The following is a 25,867-nucleotide window of genomic DNA, read 5'->3' as shown; positions in this document are numbered from 1 at the left end:
CCCCGCGCTCTGGCCGAGGCCGTCGCGCTGCTCCACGTCCATGGAACGGACGTGGACTGGCCGGTGTTCCACGGCCGCACCGGAGTGCCGGACGCGGACCTTCCCACCTACCCCTTCCAGCGCGAGCACTACTGGCTGCAGGCCTCCGCCACGGACGGCGACCCGGCCTCGCTGGGACTGGAATCCGTCGACCACCCGCTGCTCGGCGCGGCGCTTGTGCTCGCGGACTCCAACGGCCTCGTGCTCTCCGGCAGGCTCTCCGCCACCGCACACTCCTGGCTCTCCGACCACACGGTGCGGGGAGCGATCCTCTTCCCCGGCACTGGATTCGTGGAACTCGCCCTGCATGCCGGCGACCAGGTCGGCTGCGGACGGCTCCGGGAACTGACCGTCCACACGCCGCTGGTCCTGCCCGACCAGGGCGGCATCCGGATCCAGGTGACCGTCGGCGCTCCGGACGACACCGGCGCGCGAACGCTCCAGGTGTACTCGGCGCCCGACGAGGAGAGCGGGGCAACCGCCTGGACGCGGCACGCCTCGGGCCGGATCGAGCCGGGCAACACCGCCGTACCGGCCGAGCGGCGCGCATGGCCCCCCGCGGACGCGCAGGCGGTGGACATCGACGGCCTGTACGAGGAACTCGCGGACCGCGAGCTGGAGTACGGCCCGGTCTTCCGCGGCCTGCGCGCGGTCTGGCGGCACAGCGGCGAGATCCTCGCCGAGGTTCGGTTGCCGGAAGCGCGGGGCAGCGGGGCCCAGGGCTTCGGACTGCACCCCGCCGTGTTCGATGCGGCGCTGCACGCGATCGGCCTGACCGACACCGTCGGCGAAGGAGCCTGGCTGCCGTACACCTGGTCCGGAGTGGAGCTGTTCGCCTCCGGGGCGAGCGCACTGCGGGTCCGGGTGACGCCGGTCGGCCCCGGCGAGGTGACGCTGGACCTCACCGACCCGGACGGCGGTCCGGTGGCCCGGGTCGCCTCTCTGGTGCTGCGCCGCGCCTCCGACGAGACCATGCGGCCGACCACGGCCGGTCTGGGCGACGCGCTGCTGCGGCGGGACTGGGTCCGGGCGACCGAGTCCTCCGCGCCGTCCGCGAAGCCGCCGGCCGAGTTGGACCCGGACTTCCGCTACGACGCCGGCGTGCCCGGCACCGTGGTACTGCGCTGCCCGCAGGCCTCGGCCGGCATGGAGGACGACATCCCCGCCGCGACCCGCGCCGCGGTGGGCCAGGTCCTGGAGACGCTGCAGAGGTGGCTCCGAGACGACCGCTGTGCCCAAGCCCGGCTGGTTGTACTGACCAGCGGCGCGGTTGCGGTGACGTCCGACGAGGACGTCGACGTGACGCAGGCCGCGGTGCATGGTCTGGTGCGCTCCGCGCAGTCGGAACACCCGGACCGGTTCGTCCTGGTCGACACCGACGACCCGGGGGACCTGCGGACCGTGACCGCCGCACTGGCCTGCGGCGAACCGGAGGCGGCAGTGCGCGCGGGGAAGCCGTGGGTGCCGCGACTGGTGAAGGCGACCGCCGGTGAACCCGCCGGAACCGCGGTGGCGTGGCCGACCGACGGCACAGTCCTGATCACCGGTGGTACCGGGGCGCTCGGCGGGCAGCTCGCCCGCCACCTGGTGTCCGTCCATGGCGTACGACACCTGCTGCTGGTCAGCCGCCGTGGCCCGGAGGCCGTGGAGGCGGATCGGCTGCGCACCGCACTGACCGAGGCGGGAGCCACGGTGACCGTCGCGGCCTGCGACGTGGCCGACCGCGCGGCCCTCGCCGCGCTGCTGGCGGAGATCCCGGCCGAACACCCGCTGCGCGCCGTGGTGCACACGGCGGGTGTGCTGGACGACGGAGTGCTGCTGTCCCTCACCCCCGAGCGTCTCGAGCGGGTGCTGCGGCCCAAGGTGGAGGCAGCCTGGCACCTGCACGAACTGACTCGTGACCAGCCCCTGGCCGCGTTCGTGCTCTTCTCGTCGGCCTCGGGTGTGCTCGGCGCGCCCGGACAGGCGAACTACGCGGCCGCCAACGCCTGGCTCGACGCGCTGGCCGGCCACCGGCGGCACCTCGGCCTGCCGGGCCAGTCGCACGCCTGGGGCCAGTGGGGCCAGGCCGACGGGATGGCCGGCGATGTGGCCCGGGCCGACGGCGCAGACCGTACGGAGCATGGCGGAGAGGACTCCGCGCCGCACCGGCCACGGCACGGTATGCTCGCGCTCACCACCCAGGAAGGCCTGGAGCTGTTCGACCGGGCGTGCTCCTTCCAGGAGCCCGTGCTGGTGCCCATGCGGCTGGACCTCCCGCAGCTGCGCACCGCCCCCGGCGGTGTCCCCGAACTGCTGCGCGTCATGGTGCCCGCGCCCCGCCGGACCGCGGGCGGCGACACCGGCTCGCTGTCGCGGCGCACAGCCGGGCTCTCGGCCGCGGAGCGCGCCGACACCCTGCGCGAGATGGTGCGCACCGAGGTGGCCGCCGTCCTCGGACACCGCTCCCCGGAGTCCGTCGACGCCGACCGGGTGTTCCAGGACCTCGGCTTCGACTCCCTCACCGCGGTCGAACTGCGCAACCGGCTGAGCACCGTCACCGAGATCCAGCTGCCGGCCACTCTGGTCTTCGACCACCCCACCGTCACGGCACTCGCGGCCCATCTGGACCAGATGCTGCTGGGCACGCTGGACGGCCCCGAGGACGAGGCCCCGCAGGACGACATACCGGACGACGAGCCGATCGCCATCGTCGGCATGGCCTGCCGCTATCCCGGCGGCGTGGGCTCCCCCGAGGACCTGTGGCGCCTGGTGTCCACCGGGACCGACGGGATATCCGACTTTCCCACTGACCGGGGCTGGGACCTGGAGCACTGGCAGGTGCTCTCGGAGAAGTCCAAGACCCCGCAGGGCGGTTTCGTCCACGACGCCACCGATTTCGACGCCGACTTCTTCGGGATCAGCCCCAACGAGGCGCTGATGATGGACCCGCAGCAGCGGCTGCTGCTGGAGGCGTCATGGGAGGCGCTGCAGCGGGCAGGCATCGAGCCCTTGGAGCTGAAGGGCAGTCCCACCGGCGTGTTCGCGGGCGTGATGCAGTCCGACTACGACCCGGGCATGTTCGACACGGCCGAGCACGCCGGCGGATTCCGCAGCTCCGGCCTGTCGCGCAGCGTGGTGTCGGGTCGGGTGGCCTACACGATGGGGCTCGAAGGGCCCGCCGTGTCCGTGGACACCGCTTGCTCCTCCTCCCTTGTGGCCCTCCACTGGGCCATTCAGGCGCTGCGCCGGGGCGATTGCCGGCTGGCGCTGGCCGGCGGCGTGACCGTGATCGTTTCCCCGAGCCCGTTCGTCGACTTCGACAGCAGCGCGGTCGCGGCCGACGGCCGGTGCAAGCCCTTCTCCGCCGACGCCGACGGCGTCGGCTGGGCCGAGGGCGTCGGCGTGCTCGTCGTCGAGCGGCTGTCGGACGCGCGGCGCAACGGCCACCAGGTGCTGGCCCTGGTGCGCGGCAGCGCCGTGAACCAGGACGGTGCCTCCAACGGGCTGACGGCCCCCAGCGGCCCCGCCCAGGAGAAGGTGATCCGGCGGGCTCTGGCGACGGCCGGGCTGAAGCCGTCCGACGTGGACGCGGTGGAGGCGCACGGCACCGGAACACGGCTGGGCGACCCGATCGAGGCCCAGGCCGTCCTGGCCGTCTACGGCCAGGAGCGGTCCGAGGACTCCCCGCTGTGGCTGGGGTCCGTCAAGTCGAACATCGGGCACACCCAGGCCGCCTCAGGCGTCGCGGGCGTCATCAAGATGGTCATGGCGATGCGGCACGAGGCGCTGCCCCGGACCCTGCACGTCGACGAACCGTCACCCCACGTGGACTGGTCGGCCGGCGCGGTGCGGCTGCTTGACGGGTCTGTCGAGTGGCCGAGGAACGAACGGCCTCGCCGGGTCGGTGTCTCCTCGTTCGGCTACAGCGGAACGAACGTGCACACCATCCTGGAGGAGGCCCCGGCCGACGAGGGGACCGAGTCCACCGCGGACGGCGCGTCCGCCGACGGGACCGCCGACCGGGACGCGGCCGAGCACCCCGAGCTGCTGCTCCCGTGGCTGATCTCCGCCCGCAGCCCGCAGGCGCTGCCCGTCCAGTCGAAGCGCCTGCTGGAGCATCTGGAGGCCAACCCCGGGACCAGGCTCCAGGACATCGGCTACTCGCTGGCCACATCCAGGCCCGCGGCCCAGTACCGCGCGGTCGTGGTCGGCGCCGACCGGGACGAGCTGATGGACGGCCTCTCCGCGCTCGCGACCTCAGCGACATCGCCTGCCGTGGTCAGCGGCAGCGTCCGCACCGGCCGCACCGCCTTCCTCTTCCCCGGGCAGGGCACCCAGCGCCCCGGCATGGGCCGCGAACTGTACGACGCCTTCCCTGTCTTCGCGGAGGCCGTGGACGAGATCTGCGCCCGGTTCGACCGGCATCTCGACCGGCCGCTGCGCGAGGTCATGTTCGCCGAGGAGGGGACCGTACAGGCCCAGCTCCTGGACCAGACGACCTTCACCCACGCGGCGCTGTTCACGCTGGAGGTCGCCCTGTTCCGGCTGATGGAGTCCTGGGGTCTGCGCCCGGACCATGTGCTGGGCCACTCCGCCGGTGAACTCGCCGCCGCCCATGTGGCGGGCGTGCTGTCGCTGCGGGACGCCGTGAAGCTCACCGCGCACCGCGGTCGGCTGATGCAGGAACTGCCCCCGGGCGGTGCCATGGTGGCCGTCGAGGCGAGCGAGGACGAGGTCCGGCCGACGATCGGCGAGGGCGCGGACATCGCCGCCATCAACGGACCGCGGTCGGTGGTCGTCTCCGGCGACGAGGAATCGGTGCTGGAGGTCGCCCGCCACTGGCGTGAGCAGGGACGCAGGGTCAAGCGGCTGGCCATCAGGGTGGCCGGCCACTCGCCCCGGATCGACGCCATGCTGGACGACCTGTACGACATCGCCGACGGCCTCTCCTACGAGGCCCCCGTCATCCCCGTGGTGTCGACCGTCACCGGCCGGCTTGCCTCCGCCGACGACCTGACGGACCCCGAGTACTGGCTGGACAACGCACGGAAGTCCGTCCGCTTCCTCGACGGAATCCGCAGCCTGGAGGCCGACGGGGTCACCAGATTCGTCGAACTGGGCCCCGACGGGGTACTGGCGGGAATGGCCCAGGGGTGCCTGACGGGCGCGGAGGAGGACTTCGTGATGGTCCCCCTGCTGCGCAAGGACGGGCCGGAGGCCGTGTCGGCGCTGCTGGCGGCCGGACGGCTCTGCACGGACGGGCTGGACCCGGACTGGGCACGCCTGTTCACCGCGCGCGGCGCCCGCCGCGTGCCACTGCCGCCGTACGCCTTCCACCGCCGCCGCTACTGGGTGGACATGGACGCCCTGTGGGCAGGCGGCGACGTCTCCTCGGCCGGACTCGACTCGGCAGACCACCCGCTCGTCGGCGCGGCACTCACCCTGGCGGGTTCCGGCAGTGCGGTGTTGACCGGGCGCCTGTCGGTGAGCGCGCAGCCGTGGCTGGCCGACCACACCGTCGACGGTACGGTCCTGCTGCCCGGGGCCGCCTTCGTGGAACTGGTCCTGCGTGCGGGGGACGAGGTCGGCTGCGGGCGCGTCGCCGAGCTGACCCTGGAGACTCCGATGCCGCTGCCCGAGCGGGGCGGGGTGCAGGTCCAGATCGCCGTCGGACCGCCGGACGGTTCCGGGGCGCGCCCGGTGACCGTGCACTCCCGGCCGGAGGGTGTCTTGCCCGGCACCGCCTGGACGCGGCACGCCGGCGGTCTCCTGACTGCCGCGGGCGACGCGGAGCCGAAGGGGGAGTCCGTATGGCCGCCCGTCGGCGCGGAACCCGTCGACACCGCCTTGTTGTACGAGGAACTGGCCGACAGGGGACTCGTGTACGGCCCGGCGTTCCGGGCCCTGCGCTCGGCGTGGCGCCGGGGGAACGAGGTCTTCGCGGAGGTGGCGCTCGAACAGCAGACGGCCGGACAGGCCCAGCGGTTCGGCCTGCACCCGGCGGCCCTCGACGCGGCCCTGCACGCCATCGGGCTGTGCGGCAGTGAGGACGTCGCGTCCGGCCTGCCCTTCGCCTGGTCGGACGTGGAGCTGTACGCCATCGGCGCCTCCCGGCTCAGGGTGCGGGTCACCCCCATCGGCGGCGGTGCGGTGTCACTGCTGCTGACCGACCCGGCGGAGCGACCCGTCGCCTCGGTGGGTTCCCTGGTGCTGAGGGAGGCGGAGACGGACCGGCTCGCCTCCGCACTGCGGTCCCCGCACGAGGAGTACCTCTTCGGCTGGGATTGGATCCACCTGCCCGAGGGCGGGGAAACGGTCGGCGCGGCGGGCTGGGCCGTGGTCGGCGAGCGTGCCGTGGAACTCGCGGCCGACCTCCACCGCGTCGGCATCACGGCGACCGCGGCCGCCGATCCGGCCGAACTGTCCGCCCATGCCCGCGCCGAGGGCTCGGCGCCCGAGGCCGTGCTGCTCGACTGCCGACACGACGAGGGAGACCACGACGACGTGGCGGAGGCGGTGCACGCGGCCACCCGGCGCGCGCTGCGCACACTCCAGGAGTGGCTGGCCGACGACACGTTCGGCAGCACGCCGCTCGTCGTCCTCACCCGTGGCGCGATGTCCCCGGCCGGCGAGGACGTGACCGACCTGGCGGGGGCCGCCGTGTGGGGCCTGGTCCGTTCCGCCCAGGCGGAGCACCCCGACCGGTTCGTCCTGGTCGACACCGACGGGCGCCCCGAATCCCACCGGGCCCTGCTGGGTGTGGTGGCCGGCGGCGAACCCCAGACCGTGGTCCGGCAGGGCGCCGCCCACAGCGCCCGGCTCGTCCGGGCGGGAGGTGACACCGCGGAACCGGGCAGTACCTTCGGCCCCGAGGGCACCACTGTCCTCACCGGCGCCACTGGCGCGCTCGGCCGTCTCGTCGCCCGGCACCTCGTCGCCGAGCACGGGGTACGCCGGCTGCTGCTGCTCAGCCGCAGCGGCGGCGGAGCCGAACTGGCCGAGGAACTGCGCGAATTGGGAGCCGAGGCCGTCCCCGTCGCCTGCGACGTCACGGACCGCGCCGCACTGGCCGCCGTTCTGGACGGGATATCGGCCGAGCAGCCGCTGACCGCCGTGGTCCACGCGGCCGGAGTCCTCGACGACGGGATGGTCACCTCGCTCACCCCCGAACAGCTCGACACCGTCCTGCGGACGAAGGCCGACGCGGCACTCGCCCTGCACGAGCTGACCGCGGATCTGGAACTGTCCGCCTTCGTGCTGTTCTCCTCGGCCGCCGGGCTCTTCGGCGCACCCGGACAGGCGAACTACTCGGCGGCGAACACCGTCCTGGACGCGCTCGCGGCACACCGGCGGGCCCAGGGCAGGACCGCCCAGTCGCTCGCCTGGGGCCTGTGGGCGGACACGGGCACCGCGACGGCCGCGATGACCGACGGCGACCGGGCGCGCATGACGCGCAGCGGAATGCTCTCGCTGTCGGCGGAGGAGGGCCTGGCCCTGTTCGACGCGGCGATCCGGCACCCGCAGCACCTTCAGGTCCCCATCAAGATCGACCTGAGGACGGACACCGCGGACGGCCCCGTCCCGCGCGTCCTCGCCGGACTCGTGAAGCCCGCCCGGCGCACCGCGGCGGGCATCGCCCGGCCGGACGAGGACACCCTGCGCAGGCAGCTCGCCGGCCTCACGCAGGACCGGCGGGAGAAGGCCCTGCTCGACCTCGTGCGCGACAGTGCCGCGGCGCTGCTCGGACACACCGACTCGCAGACCGTCGACCCGTACCGGCACTTCCTGGACACGGGCTTCGACTCGCTGAGCGCGGTCGAGCTCCGCAACGGCCTCAACGCCTCCCTCGGGCTGCGGCTGCCCGCCACGGTGGTCTTCGACCACGAGACACCGATCGAACTGGCCAGGCACCTGGTCAAGGAACTCGGTGCCATGGAGGGCGAGGGAACTCAGGGGCAGGGCGCCGGCGCCATGTCCCCGGACAAGGCCCCCGCCCCGCAGCAGTCGCCCGACTCTCTCCGGGATCTTTTCCACGAGGCCGTGACCGTCGGGAAGCTCCACGAGGGCCTGGACATTCTGCGGGCCGTGGCCGGTCTCCGGCCGTCCTTCGAGACCACCGCCGAACTGGCCACGCCGCCCCGGATCGTCAGGCTCGCCGACGGGCCGACGCGACCCAGGCTGTTCTGCGTCAGCACGCCCGTCGCGATCGGCGGCGTCTACCAGCACGCCCGTCTGGCCGCCCACTTCCGCGGCCGACGGGAGGTCTCGGCGGTGCCGCTGCCCGGCTTCCTGTCCGGCGAGCAACTGCCCGTCTCGGCGGGCGCGGTCGTCGACGTACTGGCCGAAGCCCTGCGCGAGGCGGCGGGGGAGGAGCCGTTCGCCCTGCTGGGTTACTCGTCGGCGGGCATCATCGCCCACGCCGTCGCAGCCCGGCTGGAGGGCACTGGTCCCAAGCCGTCCGCAGTCGTCCTGCTGGACACCTACGAGGTCCATGGCTCGGAGAGCACCGAGGGCGGCGGAGAACGCACCGACGGCGTCATGGACGAGATGACCGTCGGAATGCTGGATCGCGAGTCGCAGTACAACCTGTTCGACCGGGACCGGCTCACGGCGATGGCCCGCTACGTCGACCTGCTCCCGGACTTCCCGCTGCCCGACATCGCGGCACCCGCCCTGCTGCTCCGCCCGGAGGAGCGCTTCACCGCGCGGCCCGACGGTTCCGCGGGCGGGGCCGAGGACTGGCAGACGACATGGAGCAGGGCCGACGAGTACCGGACCGTCGAGGGAGACCACTACTCGATGGTCGAGGACGGCGCGGAGAACACGGCGCGGGTCATCGGCGAATGGCTTGACTCGCTCACGTGAGACACGGACCCGGGGGCGCGGCCGCGGCACACGCCCGGCCGCGCCCCCGGCTGGTCACCAACGAACGCCCGACGCGAATGATGTGAGGGATGAATGTACGAAGCTGAGGATGCCGAGATCTACGACCTCGTCCACCAGGGCCGGGGCAAGGACTACGCCGCGGAGGCCAAGCGCCTCTGTGATGTGATCCGCTCGCACAAACCGGATGCGCAATCCCTGCTCGACGTCGCCTGCGGCACAGGCCTCCACCTCACCCATTTCTCCAGGGAGTTCGAGGAGGTCGAGGGGCTGGACCGTTCCGTGGACATGCTCACCCTGGCCCAGCGCCGGCTTCCGGGTGTCCGGCTGAACCTCGGGGACATGCGCTCCTTCGACCTCGGTCGCACCTTCGACGCGGTCACCTGCCTCTTCGCCTCGGTGGGGCACCTGTCGACCGTCGAGGAACTGGCCGAAGCGCTGCGGTGCTTCGCCCGGCATGCGGCCGAGCCGCGCGGAGTGGTGGTCGTCGACCCCTGGTGGTTCCCGGAGACCTTCTTGCCCCACCACGTAGCGGGCGACGTGGTGACGGCCGACCATCGCACCGTGGCCCGGGTGTCGCACTCGAGCCTGGAGGGCAGGGCGAGCCGCATGGACGTGCACTGCCTCATCGCCGACCCCACGAGCGGTGTCAGACACCTCACCGAGAGCACGCTCATCACCCTCTTCACCCGGGATGAGTACGAGGAGGCCTTCGACCGCGCCGGCCTGACGCCGACCTACATCGAGGGCGGGCTCTCCGGCCGCGGTCTCTTCGTCGGGGTACGACGTTAAGGGCTGTCCCGTAATCCCTGGTGGATCAGCGCGCGGCGTCAGGTGCGGTGCATCGCAAGGCGGAGGAGCATCCTCATACCGGGTGTATTCGGGCGTTCCGACAACGCAGCGAGGTGCCGCAGCTGTCGTCGTGCGCCCGCCAGGGATTGCGGGACAGCCCTTAGGCCCCCTAAGCCCGGGAGAGCCCCTTTAAGGGGGTTGAAGAGCGAGAAATTAGGGGTCTTGCACCGCCGCGACGCGCGCTATCGTCCGATCGGGTCTCCCGGATACCAGATTCCGCATATCCGCTCTTGGATTCCCGTCGATTTGTGCGAGGACTCCGACCGTTTGCCGTGGGGGAATTTCGGTGACCAGCGAGGAAAAACTTCTCAGCTACCTCAAGAGGGCTACCACTGACCTCCGCGAAACCCGACGGCAGCTCCGCGAGGCCGAGGCACGGAACGGCGAGCCCATCGCGATCGTGGGCATGGCCTGCCGGTTTCCTGGCGGGGTGACCACGCCGGAGGAGTTCTGGCGGCTGGTCGCCGACGGGGTCGATGCAGTGAGTGAGTTCCCGACCGACCGCGGCTGGGAACTCACCGGGCTGTACGACCCCACGGGGGAAAGGCCCGGCACCAGTTACGCCCGTGAGGGAGGGTTCCTCCACGACGCGGCGGAGTTCGACGCGGAGTTCTTCGGTATCTCGCCGCGTGAGGCGCTGGGTATGGATCCGCAGCAGCGGTTGCTGCTGGAGGCGTCCTGGGAGGCGTTGGAGCGGGCGGGTGTTCCGCCGCTGTCACTGAAGGGCAGCCGGACCGGGGTCTTCGCGGGCGTCATGTACCACGACTACCCCGGCAGCAGCAGCGTCGGCAGCATCGTCTCCGGCCGGGTTGCCTACACCCTGGGTCTGGAGGGCCCGGCGGTGTCGGTGGACACCGCCTGCTCCTCCTCACTGGTCGCCCTGCACTGGGCGGTCCAAGCGCTGCGCCGTGGCGACTGCTCCAAGGCCCTCGTCGGCGGTGTGACCGTGATGTCGAGCCCCGACACCTTCGTCGACTTCAGCGAGCAGCGCGGGCTGGCTCCCGACGGGCGGTGCAAGTCCTTCTCGGCTGCCGCCGACGGCACGGGGTGGGGCGAGGGTGTGGGTGTGCTGGTGCTGGAGCGGTTGTCGGACGCGCTGCGCAACGGGCATCGGGTGTTGGCGGTGGTGCGGGGCAGCGCGGTGAACCAGGACGGTGCCAGTAGCGGTCTGACGGCGCCGAACGGGCCTTCGCAGCAGCGGGTGATTCGGGCGGCGTTGGTTGATGCCGGGTTGTCCGGGGCTGAGGTGGATGTGGTGGAGGCGCATGGGACGGGGACGCGTCTGGGTGATCCGATCGAGGCGCAGGCGGTGCTGGCGACGTATGGCCGGGACCGTGGGGCGGATCGTCCGTTGTGGTTGGGGTCGGTGAAGTCCAATATCGGGCACACCCAGGCGGCGGCGGGTGTGGCTGGTGTGATCAAGATGGTGATGGCGATGCGGTCGGGGGTGTTGCCGCGGACGTTGCATGTGGATGAGCCGTCGCCGCAGGTGGACTGGTCGGCCGGCGCGGTGGAGCTGCTCACCGAGGCGATGCCATGGGAGCCCGGCGACCACCCGCGCCGTGCGGGGGTCTCCTCGTTCGGGATCAGCGGCACCAATGCGCACGTGATCATCGAGGAACATGTCGACGCGCCGGAGGAGTCTCCTGCTGAGGTGGTGCCGGAGGACGACGGTCCCGCGGCGCCCTGGCTGTTGTCGGGGCACAGCCCGGCGGCGCTGTGCACCCAGGCGGCACGATTGCTGGAGGAGATTCAGGCAGAGCCGGGGCGGGCTGCGATGGATATGGCGTACTCGCTGGCGACCGGGCGGTCCCATCTGCGGCATCGGGCTGCGGTGACCGGCGTGGACCGTGGTGAACTCCTGTGCGGTCTGGTGGCGTTGGCTGGGGGTGAGGAGGCGCCGGGTCTGGTTCGGGGTGTGGCGGATGCCGGGGGTCGGACGGCGTTCGTGTTCTCGGGTCAGGGGTCGCAGCGTGCCGGTATGGGGCGTGAGTTGTACGAGGCGTTCCCGGTGTTCGCCGAGGCTTTTGATGCGGTGTGTGCGGTGTTGGACGGGCGTGTGGGGCGTTCGTTGCGGGATGTTGTGTTTGCGCTGGAGGGCGGTGCGGATGCGGCGTTGTTGGATGCGACGGGGTTTACGCAGCCGGCGTTGTTCGCGGTGCAGGTGGCCTTGTTCCGGCTGTTGGAGTCCTGGGGTGTGGTGCCGGATGTGCTGGTGGGTCATTCGGTCGGTGAGCTCGCGGCTGCGCATGTGGCGGGTGTGTGGTCGCTTGAGGATGCCTGTGCGTTGGTGGCGGCTCGTGGTCGGTTGATGCAGGCGTTGCCTTCGGGTGGTGCGATGGTGGCGTTGGAGGCTGGTGAGGCGGAGGTGTTGCCGTTGCTGGCGGGGGTTGGGGGCCGGGCTGGTGTGGCGGCGGTCAATGGTCCGGTGTCGGTGGTGGTGTCGGGTGAGGCCGCGGTGGTGGAGTCGGTGGCGCGGGAGGTGGCTGGCTGGGGCCGCCGGGTTCGTCGCCTGACGGTGAGCCATGCATTCCACTCGCCTTTGATGGAGCCGATGTTGGGTGAGTTCCGGGAGGTGGCCGAGGGGCTGTCGTACCACCGGCCGGAGATCCCGATCGTGTCCACGATGACGGGCGCGGTGGCCACGGCGGAGGAGTTGTGCGATCCGGGCTACTGGGTGTCGCACGTGCGCCGGCCGGTCCGTTTCCATGACGCGGTAAGGGTGTTGGAGGAGCAGGGGGTGGGCCGGTTCGTGGAGATCGGTCCCGATGCCACTTGCACGGTGATGGCGCAGCAGTGCCTGGCCAAGGGTGAGGACGTCCTGTTGACGCCCACCCTGCGGCCGGGGCACCCCGAGGCGACCGCCCTGCTCGCCTCGGTCGGCGCCTATCACGTCGGCGGCGGCACGGTTGACTGGCCGACGTTGTACGCGGGTTCCGGAGCGCGCCGGGTCGACCTGCCCACCTACCCTTTCCAACGCAAGCGGTACTGGACGCCCTCGAAGCATCGCACGGACTCCGCCCCCGCGGGGTTGCGGGCGGTCGGCCATCCGCTACTGGGCGCCTCGGTGAGCCTGCCCGCTTCGGGTGGCACCCTTATGACCGGCCGGTTGTCCGTCGACACCCTGCCCTGGCTGTCCCAACACGTCGTACACGGCAGTGTGGTGGTGCCCGGTGCCGCGTTCGTCGAGATGACGCACCGGGCCGCCGACCGGGTCGGGTGCGGGGCGGTCGGGGAACTGACCCTCGAAGCGCCGCTGGTCCTACCGGGGCGTGGCGGAGTCCCGGTCCAGGTCTTCGTCGGCCCCCTCGACGAATCCGGGCACCGCGTTCTCTCCCTCTACTCGTCGCAGTCGCCCGAGGGTACGGAGGAGGACGACGCCGAGGAGGTGTGGACGCGGCACGCGACGGCAGTGCTGCGACAGGCTGCCGCCGGAGGACCCGTCCAAGGGGACCTCGCCGCGTGGCCGCCCGAGGGCGCCGCCGCCGTCGACCTGCACACGGTGTACGAGGACCTTGCCGCGGCCGGGCTCGAGTACGGACCCGCCTTTCGTGGCCTGCGTGCGGCCTGGCGACGCGGGGACGAGGTTTTCGCCGAGGTGGGGCTTCCGGAGGAGGCACAGGCGGACGCCGCGTCCTACGGGCTGCACCCGGCGCTGCTGGATGCCGCGCTGCATGCGGTGAGCCTCTTCGACTTCGACGAGCCGGGTCTGCGCCTGCCCTTCGTATGGGGCGGGCTGTCCCAGTGGGCCTCTGGTGCTTCCTCGCTCCGTGTGCGAGTCTCCCGCCCTGGCCACGAAGGCGATGGCGGCCGTGCCGGCTTCGCCCTGGAACTCGCCGACTCCGCCGGACGGCCTGCCGCCTCCGTCGAATCCCTGGTGCTGCGTGCGGTGACCGCGGACCTGGTCGGCGCTGCGGGAGCAAGGCACCGTGATTCGCTGTTCCGGCTGGAGTGGACCCCGCACCCGGTGTCCGAGCGGCGCCCGGGCGGCCGGACGGTGCTGTGGGAGGACGACATCCACGGGCTGTCCGACCTGTTCGGTGCGCCCGTCGGGAACTGGGCCGACCTCACTGGCGACGACCTCCCGGACACCGCCGTCCTGTGCGTTCCCGGCACGGACGCCGCAGACGACGGCTCCCGGGCGGCGCGGCTCTCGGCACGCCACCTGCTCCGCCTGCTGCAGGACTGGTTGGCGGACGAACGGAGCGGCGGTACGCGGCTGGTGGTCGTCACGCGTGGCGCTGTAGCCGTGCCCGGTGGAGGGGCGATCGATCTGGCCTCCGCACCCCTGTGGGGCCTGGTCCGCGCGGCCCAGGCCGAGCACCCCGGCCGCCTGGTGCTGGCCGACATCGACGGAGAGGCCGACTCCCGGCGCGCTCTGACCGCCGCCCTCGGCACGGAGGAACCCGAGTTCGCGCTGCGCGAAGGCCGCATGCTCGTACCCAGGTTGGTGAGAGCCGCGGACACCGGTACGGACGCGCCCGCCGCTCTCGACCCTGACGGCACCGTGCTGGTCACCGGCGGCACCGGAAGTCTCGGCGCGCTGGTGGCCCGTAGGCTGCTGCACATCCACGGCGTGCGGAATCTGCTGCTGGTCAGTCGGCGCGGAGCGGCGGCACCGGGCGCCCGGGAACTCGTCGAGGAGCTCATCGACGCCGGGGCCCGGGTCTCGGTCGTCGCGGGAGACATCGCCGACCGCGACTTCCTGGCCGAGGTGGTGGCCGGAGTACCGGCCGAGCACCCGCTGACCGCCGTGGTGCACGCGGCCGGAGTGCTGAACGACAGCGTGCTGACCGAGATGACCCCGGACCAGCTGGACGCGGTGCTGCGCCCGAAGGCGGACGCGGCCTGGCATCTGCACGAACTCACCCTCGATCTCGACCTGTCGGCGTTCATGCTGTTCTCGTCGGTGTCCGGCACGTTCGGAGCGGCTGGTCAGGCGAACTACGCCGCCGCCAACACCTACGTGGACGCCCTGGCCGCCCACCGGCGAGCCATGGGGCTGCCGGCCGTGTCACTCGCCTGGGGCCTGTGGGAGCAGCACGACGAGGGCCTGGCCGCGCGGCTCGGCGAGACCGAGCTGCGTCGCATGAACCGCTCCGGAGTGCGCGCCCTCTCGTCCGACTACGGCCTGGCGATCTTCGACGCGGCGCTCGGCTCCGATGACACGCTTCTCTTCCCCGTGTGCCTGGACCTTGCCGCGCTTCGCGAGCACGCCGCGGCGGACGGGGTCCCACCGGTGCTGCGCGGACTGGTCCGCACACCCTCCGCATCCCGCATGGCAGCCGCTGGGCCCACGGGTTCCTCCTCGGCCGGGAGGCTGTCGGCACTGTCCGAACCGGAGCGCCTGCGCCACCTGCTCGACCTGATACGCGCGCACGTCGCCGCCGTGCTGGGACATGCGACGCCGGAGACGGTGGACGTCGAACAACCCTTCAACGACCTGGGTTTCGACTCCCTGTCCGCACTCGAACTGCGCAACCGGCTGGGCACCGCGACCGGTGTACGACTGCCTGCCACCCTGATCTTCGACCACCCCACCGCCGGAGCCGTCGCCCGACTGCTGGCGAGGGAACTCGGTGACACGGCACGGAAGCAGGGCGCCGAGACGGTACCGGCCGCGGTGGTTCGGGACGATGAGCAGACGATTGCGATAGTGGGCATGGCCTGCCGGTATCCGGGCGATGTCGCCTCCCCGGAGGAGCTGTGGCGGCTGGTCGCGGACGGGGCGGACGGCATCACCGGATTCCCCACCGACCGCGGCTGGGACGTCAGCGCCCTCTACGACCCGGACCGGCAGAGGCCCGGCACCAGCTACGTCCGGGAGGGAGGGTTCCTCCACGACGCAGCGGAGTTCGATCCCGACTTCTTCCGGATCAGCCCGCGAGAGGCGATGGCCATGGACCCGCAGCAGCGACTGCTGCTGGAGACGTCCTGGGAGGCGTTCGAGCGGGCGGGCATAGCCCCGGCATCGGTGCGCGACAGCCGGACCGGTGTCTTCGCCGGCGTCATGTACCACGACTGGGGCCGGCAGAGCCGGGTTCCGGAGGACATCGCGGGCTACCTCGGCAACGGGAGCCTCGGCAGTGTGGTCTCCGGCCGGGTGGCTTACACGTTCGGCCTGGAGGGCCCGGCGGTGTCCGTGGACACCGCCTGTTCCTCCTCCCTGGTCGCCCTCCACCTGGCCGCACAGTCGCTGCGACGCGGCGAGTGCGATCTGGCACTGGCGGGCGGTGTGACCGTGATGTCGAGCCCCGAGGCATTCGTCGACTTCAGCCGGCAGCGCGGGCTGGCTCCCGACGGGCGGTGCAAGTCCTTCTCGGCTGCCGCCGACGGCACGGGGTGGGGCGAGGGTGTGGGTGTGCTGGTGCTGGAGCGGTTGTCGGACGCGCTGCGCAACGGGCATCGGGTGTTGGCGGTGGTGCGGGGCAGCGCGGTGAACCAGGACGGTGCGTCCAACGGTCTGACGGCGCCGAACGGGCCTTCGCAGCAGCGGGTGATTCGGGCGGCGTTGGCTGATGCCGGGTTGTCCGGGGCTGAGGTGGATGTGGTGGAGGCGCATGGGACGGGGACGCGTCTGGGTGATCCGATCGAGGCGCAGGCGGTGCTGGCGACGTATGGCCGGGACCGTGAGGCGGATCGTCCGTTGTGGCTGGGGTCGGTGAAGTCCAATATCGGGCACACCCAGGCGGCGGCGGGTGTGGCTGGTGTGATCAAGATGGTGATGGCGATGCGGTCCGGGGTGTTGCCGCGGACGTTGCATGTGGATGAGCCGTCGCCGCAGGTGGATTGGTCGTCGGGTGCGGTGGAGTTGCTCACCGAGGCGATGCCCTGGGAGCCCGGCGACCACCCGCGCCGTGCGGGGGTCTCCTCGTTCGGGATCAGCGGCACCAATGCGCACGTGATCATCGAAGAGGCGCCCGTGCCGGTACCCGCCGCTGCCGGGTTGCCCGTCGTCGCCGCACCGGTCCTTGATCCTGTTCCGCTGCCGGTCGCGGGAGGCACCGAGGAGGCGCTGCGGGCCCAGGCCGCGCGCCTGGTCGAGCACATCACCGCGCATACGGCGGCCGGGACGGGACCGTCCCTTCAGGATCTGGGCTACTCGCTGGCGACGACTCGTGCCGCTCTCGCCCACCGTGCGGTCGTGCTGGCCGCCGACTCCGGGAGTGCCATCCGCGCGCTCACCGCCCTCGCCTCCGGGGCGCAATCGGCCGAGATCGTACGGGGACAGGCCCGCAAGGGCGGGCAGACCGCGTTCGTGTTCTCGGGTCAGGGGTCGCAGCGTGCCGGTATGGGGCGTGAGTTGTACGAGGCGTTCCCGGTGTTTGCCGAGGCTTTTGATGCGGTGTGTGCGGTGTTGGACGGGCGTGTGGGGCGTTCGTTGCGGGATGTTGTGTTTGCGCTGGAGGGCGGTGCGGATGCGGCGTTGTTGGATGCGACGGGGTTTACGCAGCCGGCGTTGTTCGCGGTGCAGGTGGCGTTGTTCCGGCTGCTGGAGTCCTGGGGTGTGGTGCCGGATGTGCTGGTGGGTCATTCGGTCGGTGAGCTCGCGGCTGCGCATGTGGCGGGTGTGTGGTCGCTTGAGGATGCCTGTGCGTTGGTGGTGGCTCGTGGTCGGTTGATGCAGGCGTTGCCGTCGGGTGGTGCGATGGTGGCGTTGGAGGCTGGTGAGGCGGAGGTGTTGCCGTTGCTGGCCGGGGTTGGGGGCCGGGCTGGTGTGGCGGCGGTCAATGGTCCGGTGTCGGTGGTGGTGTCGGGTGAGGCCGCGGTGGTGGAGTCGGTGGCGCGGGAGGTGGCTGGCTGGGGTCGGCGGGTTCGTCGTCTGACGGTGAGTCATGCATTCCATTCGCCGTTGATGGAGCCGATGTTGGGCGAGTTCCGGGAGGTGGCCGAGGGACTCACCTACCACCGGCCGGAGATCCCGATCGTGTCCACGCTGACGGGCGCGGTGGCCACGGCGGAGGAGTTGTGCGATCCGGGCTACTGGGTGTCGCACGTGCGTCGGCCGGTCCGCTTCCACGACGCGGTTGGGGTGTTGGAGGGGCAGGGGGTGGGCCGGTTCGTGGAGATCGGTCCCGATGCCACTTGCACGGTGATGGCACAGCAGTGCCTGGCCGAGGGTCGGGATGCGGTGTGTGTGCCGTTGCTGGCCAAGGACGCCGACGAGCCGGGTGCGGTGCTGCGGGCGTTGGCCGGTCTGCACACCACCGGTGCTCCGGTGGACTGGTCGGCCCTGTTCGCCGGTACCGGGGCACGCCGGGTCGACCTGCCCACCTACCCCTTCCAGCACAAGCGGTATTGGCTCGAACCGCTGCCCGCGGTCGCCGACCCGAGCGGTTCCGGTCAGGTCTCCGCCGAGCACCCCCTCCTCGGCGCGGTGGTCGAACTGCCCGAGTCGGGCGGCGTCGTCCTCACCGGCCGCCTCTCGGTCGACCGGCAGGCATGGCTCGCCGACCACACGGTGCTCGGCAGGGTGCTGCTGCCGGGAACGGCGTTTCTGGAGCTGGCAGTACGAGCCGGTGTGGAGGTGGGCTGCGAGACGGTCGGAGAACTGACCCTCGAAGCGCCGCTGGTCCTGCCGGAGCAGGGCGCGGTCGCCCTCCGGGTGACCGTGGACGCGGCGGACGCGACGGGCCGGCGCCCCTTCGCGGTCCACTCGCGTGCCACAGAGGCCGTGGACCGGGACGTGACCGACGCCCCCTGGACCCGGCACGCCGGCGGCATCCTGGCCGCGGCCGGCCCGCACCCGCCGCACGACACCACGCACGGCGGGCCCGCGCAGGGCCTCACCGAGTGGCCGCCGCCCGGTGCCGAGGAGATCGGCATGGACGGCATGTACGACGAACTCGCGGGACAGGGCTACGACTACGGGCCCGCCTTCCGCGGCCTGCGTGCGGCCTGGCGGCACGGCGGCGAGATCTACGCCGAAGTGGCCGCACCGGAGGAGACCGCCCTGGACCCCTCCGCGTACCGGCTCCACCCGGCGCTGTTGGACGCCGCACTGCACGCCCAACTCCTCGGCGTGGAAGGCGACCAGGGGGAGGCCGACGGCCCGCTGCTGCCCTTCTCGTGGTCCGGAGCGGTGGTCCACTCCGGAGGGGCCGGCTCGCTGCGCGTGCGCATCGCCTCGGCCGGGCCGGGCGCGGTCTCGCTGCTCGTCGCGGACGGGGAAGGCAGGCCAGTTGCCTCCGTCGAGTCGCTGGTGGTCCGGCCGGTCGACACCGCGCGCCTCGCCCCCGCGGTACCGGACGCCATGTTCCGGCTGGTGTGGGAGCCCGCCGCGGTCCCGTTGTCGGACACCGCGGCCTCCGCGGACGCCGCCGCGGTGGGGCCCGGGGCCGGCCGTCTGGCCTCGGCGCTGGGATCTTCGGTTCCGGTGTTCACCGACCTGGAGGCGCTCCGCCGCGATGTCACGGGCGGTCGCACGGCCGTGCCGCGGACCGTGGTGCTGAACTGCACGGGCACCGATAGCAAGAGCGTTCCCGACGGCGTACGGGACATGGGGGACGCCGTGCTGGAGGTGGTGCGCACCTGGCTGGGCGAGCCCGCGTTCGCCTCCTCTCGGCTCGTGCTGGTCACCACCGGTGCGATCGGCACCGGGGACGACGCGCCTGCCGAGCTCGAGACCGCGCCGGTGTGGGGACTGGTCAGATCGGCGCTGGCGGAGAACCCCGGCCGGTTCGCCCTGCTGGACATGGACGACCGGCCGTCCTCGCTGCGCGGGCTGCGCGCCGTCCTGGACTCAGGTGAGCCCGAGAGCTGTCTGCGCGACGGGGAGCGGCTCGTCCCGAGACTCGTCCGGGAGGCCCCGCCCGCCCCGCGGCCCCATCCGGACGGCACACGACCGGACTCGGTGCGAAACCCCGTGTGGGACCAGGAGGGCACGGTACTGGTGACCGGCGGCACCGGCGGGCTCGGCGCGGTGGTGGCCCGGCACCTGGTCGCCGCCCGCGGCGTCCGCCGCCTGCTGCTCGTCAACCGCCGCGGTCCCGCGGCGCCCGGAGCCGGCGAACTGTGCGAGGAGCTGGCCTCGTTGGGGGCCGAGGCGACTGTGGTCGGCTGCGATGTCGGGGACCGGGACGCCGTTTCGGAGCTGCTCGTGGCGGTCCCGCCGGAGCATCCGCTGGTCGCGGTGGTGCATGCCGCCGGCATCGTGGACAACGCGCTCGTCGGTGCGCTGACGCCGGCCCACCTGGACGCCGTCCTGCGGCCGAAGGCGGACGGGGCCTGGCACCTGCACGAACTCACCCTCGGCCTCGACCTTTCGGCGTTCGTGCTGTTCTCCTCCGCCGCCGGATACGTGCTGGGCGCCGGACAGGCCAACTACGCGGCCGCGAACGTCTTCCTGGACGTGCTCGCCGCGCACCGGCGGGCCAGGGGACTGCCCGCCCTCTCCCTGGCCTGGGGCGCCTGGGCCGAGGACGGCGGCATGGCCGGGCAGCTTGACGAGCCGGCCTTGCGGCGGCTGGACCGGCTCGGCCTTCCGCCGCTCACCACCGATGAGGGCCTGGCGCTGTTGGACGCAGCGCTCGACGCACCGCCCGCCCGGGGCTCGCTGGTCGTGCCACTGAAGGTGACGGTCCCGGCGCTGCGCCGCAGGCCCCGGGACGAGGTACCCGCGGTCCTGAGAGGCCTGGCGGGCGGACCCGTACGGCACGGGGCTCCGGCCGACGTGCCGGAGGACACCGCGGGCGGCCTTGCGCGGAGCCTGGCAGGGCTGCCCGAGACGGAACGCGACGCGTTCCTGCTCGACGCCGTTCGCAGCCACGTGACCGCGGTTCTCGGACACACGTCGCAGGCCGCCGTCGAACCCCGGCGCGCCTTCCAGGAGATGGGCTTCGACTCGCTGGCCGCCGTCGAGCTGCGGAACCGGCTCGGTGCGGCCGCCGGGACGACACTGCCCGCGACCGTGGTCTTCGACCACCCCACCCCCGAGGCCTTGGCCGGCCACCTGCGCGAGCTGCTGGCCCCTGCGCGGGCGGACACACTCCAGCCGGTCCTCGACGTCGTCGAGACGCTGGAGGCAGCGCTCGCGACGGCGGAGCAGGCAGGCGCCGATACGGACAGAGCGAGGATCTCCGCCCGGCTGGAGGCACTGCTGCGCAGGTGGCAGGGCGGCCGGAGTGCCGCGGAGCAGACCGGGGCGGACGATGACCTCGACGCGGCGACGGACGACGAACTCTTCCACGTGCTCGACGACGAACTGGGCATCTCGTGAGCGGACGGTCAATGGCGAACGACGACAAGCTGCGCGACTACCTCAAGCGTGCGACGGCTGACCTGCGCCAGACACGGCGGCGGCTGCACGAGTACGAGCTCCGGTACGGCGAACCGATCGCGATCGTCGGCATGGGCTGCCGCTACCCGGGAGGCGTGACCTCGCCGGAGGACCTGTGGCGGCTGGTCGTCGAGGGCCGGGACGCCATCGGGGAGTTCCCCGCCGACCGGGGCTGGGACGTCGACGCGATCTACGACCCGGAGCCCGAGCGGCAGGACAAGACCTATGTGCGGCAGGGCGGGTTCCTCTACGAGGCGGCGGAGTTCGACGCCGACTTCTTCGGCATCAGCCCCCGCGACGCCCGGCGCGCCGACCCGCAGCAGCGGCTGCTGCTGGAGGTCTCCTGGGAGGCGTTCGAGCGGGCGGGCATCGACCCGCGGTCCCTGCACGGCAGCCCGACGGGCGTCTACGCCGGGCTGATGTACCACGACTACCTCGGCGGCAGTCCCGGCGGCAGCCTGGTGTCCGGCCATGTCGCCTACAGCCTCGGCCTGCAAGGGCCGGCCGTCTCGGTCGACACCGCCTGTTCGTCCTCCCTGGTCGCCCTCCACCTGGCCGCACAGGCCCTGCGCAGGGGCGAGTGCACCCTCGCGCTCGCGGGCGGGGCGACCGTGATGGGCACCCCGGAGATGTTCGTGGACTTCAGCCGCCAGCGCGGTCTGGCGCCCGACGGCCGCTGCAAGGCCTTCTCCGGCGACGCGGACGGCACCGCCTGGGCCGAGGGCGTCGGCGTCCTGGTCCTGGAGCGGCTGTCGGACGCCCGCCGCAACGGCCACCGGGTGCTGGCCGTGGTGCGGGGCAGCGCGGTGAACCAGGACGGCGCCTCCAACGGCTTCTCGGCGCCCAACGGACCCGCCCAGGTCCGTGTCATCGAGCAGGCGCTGGCCGACGCCGGCCTCGTCTCCTCGGAGGTGGACGCGGTCGAGGCGCACGGCACCGGCACTTCCCTCGGCGACCCGATCGAGGCGCAGGCGCTGCTGGCCACCTACGGTCAGAGGCGTGCGGCGGATCACCCCCTGTGGCTGGGCTCGCTCAAGTCGAACATCGGGCACGCCCAGGCCGCGTCCGGGGTCGGCGGCGTGATCAAGACGGTCATGGCCATGCGGCATGGCGTGCTCCCGCGCACCCTGCACGTCTCCGAGCCCACACCGCACGTCGACTGGTCCCCCGGAACGGTCGCGCTCCTGACCGAGGAGCGGGACTGGCCGGGGACGGGCCGGCCGCGGCGGGCCGCCGTGTCCTCCTTCGGGATCAGTGGCACCAACGCGCACGTCATCATCGAACAGGCCGACGAGGAACCGCCCGGGGACGAGCCCGCCGCCGACCCGGTGGTGGCCCCCCTGGTGCTCTCGGCCCGCGGCGAGGAGGCGCTCGCCGAACAGGCCCGGCGGCTCGCGGACGCCATGGCGGACCGCCCCGGCGCGGGCCTCGCCGACCTGGGACACTCCCTGGCCACCCGACGCACCGCGTTCGAGGACCGGGCGGTCGTGGTCGGACGGGACCGGGAACGGCTTGTGGACGCCCTGCACGACCTGGCCGCAAGCCGGTCGAGGACCGGTGTGGTCACCGGGCGGGCGAAGCCCGGCGGCAGGACTGTGTTCGTCTTCCCCGGCCAGGGCTGGCAGTGGGCCGGGATGGCCGCCGGGCTGCTGGAGGAGTCGTCGGACTTCGCCGAACACGTCGAGGTCTGCGAGAAGGCGCTCGCCCCGTACGTCGACTGGTCGCTCACCGCCGTGCTGCGCGGCGAGTCCGGGGCCCCGGCGCACGAGGGGGTGGACGTGCTGCAACCGGTGCTGTGGGCCGTCATGGTGTCGCTGGCCGCGGTGTGGCGGGCCCACGGGGTCGAACCCGACGCGGTCATCGGGCACTCGCAGGGCGAGATCGCGGCGGCCTGCGTCGCCGGGGCGCTCTCCCTGGACGACGGGGCGCGCGTGGTCGCACTGCGCAGCAGAGCCATCGGCGAGTTGCTCGCCGGCCGCGACGGCGGCATGCTCCACGTGGCGCTGCCCGCCGAGCGGGTACGGCCGCGCCTGGAGCGCTGGGGGGACAGGATCTCGGTCGCCGCCGACAACGGCATCCGGTCCGTCGTCCTTTCCGGCGAGGGCGCCGCGCTGGACGAACTACGGGCCGAGCTGGTGGCCGAGGACGTGCAGGCCAAGCGGGTCACGGTGGACTACGCCTCGCACTCCGCCGACGTCGAACTCCTGGAACAGCGGCTGCTGCAGGAGCTCTCGCCGCTCGACCCCGGCGAGCCGGACGTCCCGATGCTGTCGACCGTCACCGGAGCGTGGGTCGGGGCAGGAGAGCTCGACGCGCGTTACTGGTACGCGAACCTCCGCCGCACCGTCCGGTTCGCCCCGGTCGTACGTGACCTCGCCGAGCGCGGCTTTACGGCCTACACCGAGGTCAGCGCACACCCCGTCCTGGCGATGAGCGTCCAGGAGACTCTGGAGGAACTGAACCACGACGCCGTGGTGGCCGGCACGCTGCGCCGCGACGAGGGCGGGCTCGACCGGTTCGCCACGTCGGCTGCGGAGCTGTACGCGGCCGGAGTGCCGGTGGACTGGGCGGCGTTCTTCCCCGGCGGCGGGCAGACGGACCTGCCGACCTACCCCTTTCAGCACCGCCGCTACTGGCTGGAGGAGGAGTCCCCGGCACAGACGGCTACCGCCCCGCCGCCCGGGCACCAGGTCGGCCACGCTTTCTGGCAGGCCGTCGAGGAAGGCGACAGGGACGGCCTCGGCACCCTCCTGGGCGTCGACCCCGAGGACCTGGGCCGCGTCGTGCCCGCGCTCTCCGACTGGCACCGGCGGCAGACCGAGGCGGCAACGGTGGACTTCTGGCGGTACCGGGTGGAGTGGCAGCCGCTGCCCGGCACCGCGTCCGGCCCGCTGCAGGGCAGCTGGCTGCTCGTTGCACCGGCGGGCGCGGAACCGGCCGCGGCACTGGCGGACGCCCTCGCCGCGTACAGGACGGACCTGATCCGAGTCGAGACGCACGACACCCAACGCGCCCACCTCACAGAGCGGCTGCGCACTGCCGCGGGGGGCAAGCCGATCGCGGGCGTGCTGTCGCTGCTGGCGTTCGACGACCGGGAGCGCAGGGCGGACCAGGACCACCTGGTGGACGCCGTCGCGCTGCTGCAGGCACTGGCCGACGCCGGCGTCACCGCCCCCCTGTGGAACATGACCCGCGGCGCGGTCGCCGTCCGGCGCCACGAGGACGTCGATCCGGCGGCGAGCGCGCTGTGGGGACTCGGCACGGTTTCGGGGCTCGACAGGCCCGGCACCTGGGGCGGCACGATCGACCTGACCGGGCCCGTCGACGGCCGGGCGGCCGACCGGCTCCGCGCGGCGCTGTCCGGCACCGGGGGAGAGGACCAGATCGCGATCCGGCCGGACGGCGTGTACGCGCGCCGGCTGGTGCGCGCACCCCGGGCCGCCTCCGCCGCCGCGGAGCACTGGCGCCCGCGCGGCACGGTCCTGGTCACCGGCGGCACCGGCGCGGTCGGCTCCCACGTGGCACGCGCGCTGGCCCGGAACGGGGCCGCCCATCTGGCCCTGGCCGGCCGGCGCGGACCCGAGGCTCCGGGCGCGGACCGGCTGAAGGCGGAACTCACCGACCTGGGAGCCCGGGTGACCATCGCAGCCTGCGACGTCGCCGACGGCGACGCGCTGCGCGCACTGCTCGACTCGCTACCGGACGACGAACCGCTGACCGCCGTGTTCCACGCGGCGGGCGTGTTGGAGGAGGAACCGCCGCTGGAGGAGATCACCCCGCAGCGGCTCGCGGACCTCACCCGCGCCAAGACCGCCGGAGCGGTCCACCTCGACCGGCTGCTCGGCGACCGGGAACTGGACGCCTTCGTACTGTTCTCCTCGGGCGCCGCCGTGTGGGGCACCGCCGGCCGGCCCGCCTACGCGGCGGCCAACGCCTTCCTCGACGGACTGGCGCAGCGGCGCAGGGCCCGCGGCGCCGCCGCCACCTCGGTCGCCTGGGGCTCCTGGGCCGGAGGCGGCATGGTCGACGCCCGGTCCGGCGCCGCGCTGCGGCGCATGGGGCTGACCGAGATGGACCCGGAGCGGGCGCTCCAAGCGCTTGAGCAGGCGCTCACCGACTCCGAGGGCCACCTCGTCGTCGCCGATATCGACTGGAGCAGGTTCGCGCCCGTCTACACCCTCGCCCGCCCCCGCCCGCTGCTGTACGCCCTTCCCGATGCGGTCGCCGCGCTTGACGAGGACGCCGGAGTGACACCCGGCCGGGACGACTCCGCCGCGCAGGCGTTCGCGACCCGGCTCGCCCGCGCGACCCCCGGGGAGCGGGAGCGGCTGGCGCTGGACCTGGTACGGAGCCAGGCCGCAGTCGTCCTGGGGCACGACGGGCCCTCGGCGGTCGAACCCGGCCGGGCCTTCAAGGACCTCGGCTTCGACTCGGTCGGCGCGGTCGACCTGCGCAACCGGCTGAACGCCCGCACCGGCCTGAGGCTGCCCGCCACCGTCGTCTTCGACCACGCCACGTCCAAGGCACTGGCCGCGCACCTGACCGCAGTCCTCGGCGGTGGCCGGGACGACGGGCCGGACGGCGCCGACCGGGACGCGGTCACCGTACTGGCCGCGCTGGACCGGCTGGAGGCCCTGGCGGAGCGGATGCCGCGCGAGGAGATCGACGCGACCCGGCTCACGGCGCGCCTGCAGTCACTGGTGAACCGGCTGAACCGGACCCTCGGAGCGACGGGGCCTCAGGCACCCCTGGAGAACCGGCTCGACGGAGCGACCGCCGACGACCTCTTCGCCCTCATCGACAAGGAGCTCGGGTCGACGTGACCCCGACCAC

The 25,867-nt window shown here is 72.8% G+C and carries 4 protein-coding genes; all 4 read left to right on the top strand.

From position 1 onward, the window contains the following. The first annotated feature begins 51 nt into the window (after positions 1-51). The 4 genes from ACFU8W_RS40375 to ACFU8W_RS40360 all read left to right on the top strand — a co-directional run bounded on the left by ACFU8W_RS40375 (position 52) and on the right by ACFU8W_RS40360 (position 25,857). Complete coding sequence (locus ACFU8W_RS40375; RefSeq protein ID WP_384048776.1) at positions 52-8,886, top strand: SDR family NAD(P)-dependent oxidoreductase; 8,835 nt, start codon at positions 52-54, stop codon at positions 8,884-8,886. A gap of 93 nt (positions 8,887-8,979) precedes the next feature. Further along, positions 8,980-9,696, top strand: a complete 717-nt coding sequence (locus ACFU8W_RS40370) for a class I SAM-dependent DNA methyltransferase (RefSeq protein ID WP_384048773.1) — start codon at positions 8,980-8,982, stop codon at positions 9,694-9,696. Between the two features lie 346 nt (positions 9,697-10,042). After that, the gene (locus ACFU8W_RS40365; RefSeq protein WP_384048768.1) at positions 10,043-20,974 is read left to right on the top strand and encodes an SDR family NAD(P)-dependent oxidoreductase; all 10,932 of its coding nucleotides are present in this window, start codon (positions 10,043-10,045) and stop codon (positions 20,972-20,974) included. Positions 20,975-20,985: 11 nt separating this feature from the next. Continuing rightward, a complete protein-coding gene (locus ACFU8W_RS40360; RefSeq protein WP_384048765.1) occupies positions 20,986-25,857 on the top strand; it encodes a type I polyketide synthase in 4,872 nt (1,623 codons plus the stop codon). Positions 25,858-25,867 lie beyond the last annotated feature (10 nt).

The organism is Streptomyces sp. NPDC057565 (genome assembly GCF_042801455.1).
Taxonomy (GTDB): domain Bacteria; phylum Actinomycetota; class Actinomycetes; order Streptomycetales; family Streptomycetaceae; genus Streptomyces; species Streptomyces yanii.
This window is presented reverse-complemented; position numbering and strand designations above follow the sequence as displayed.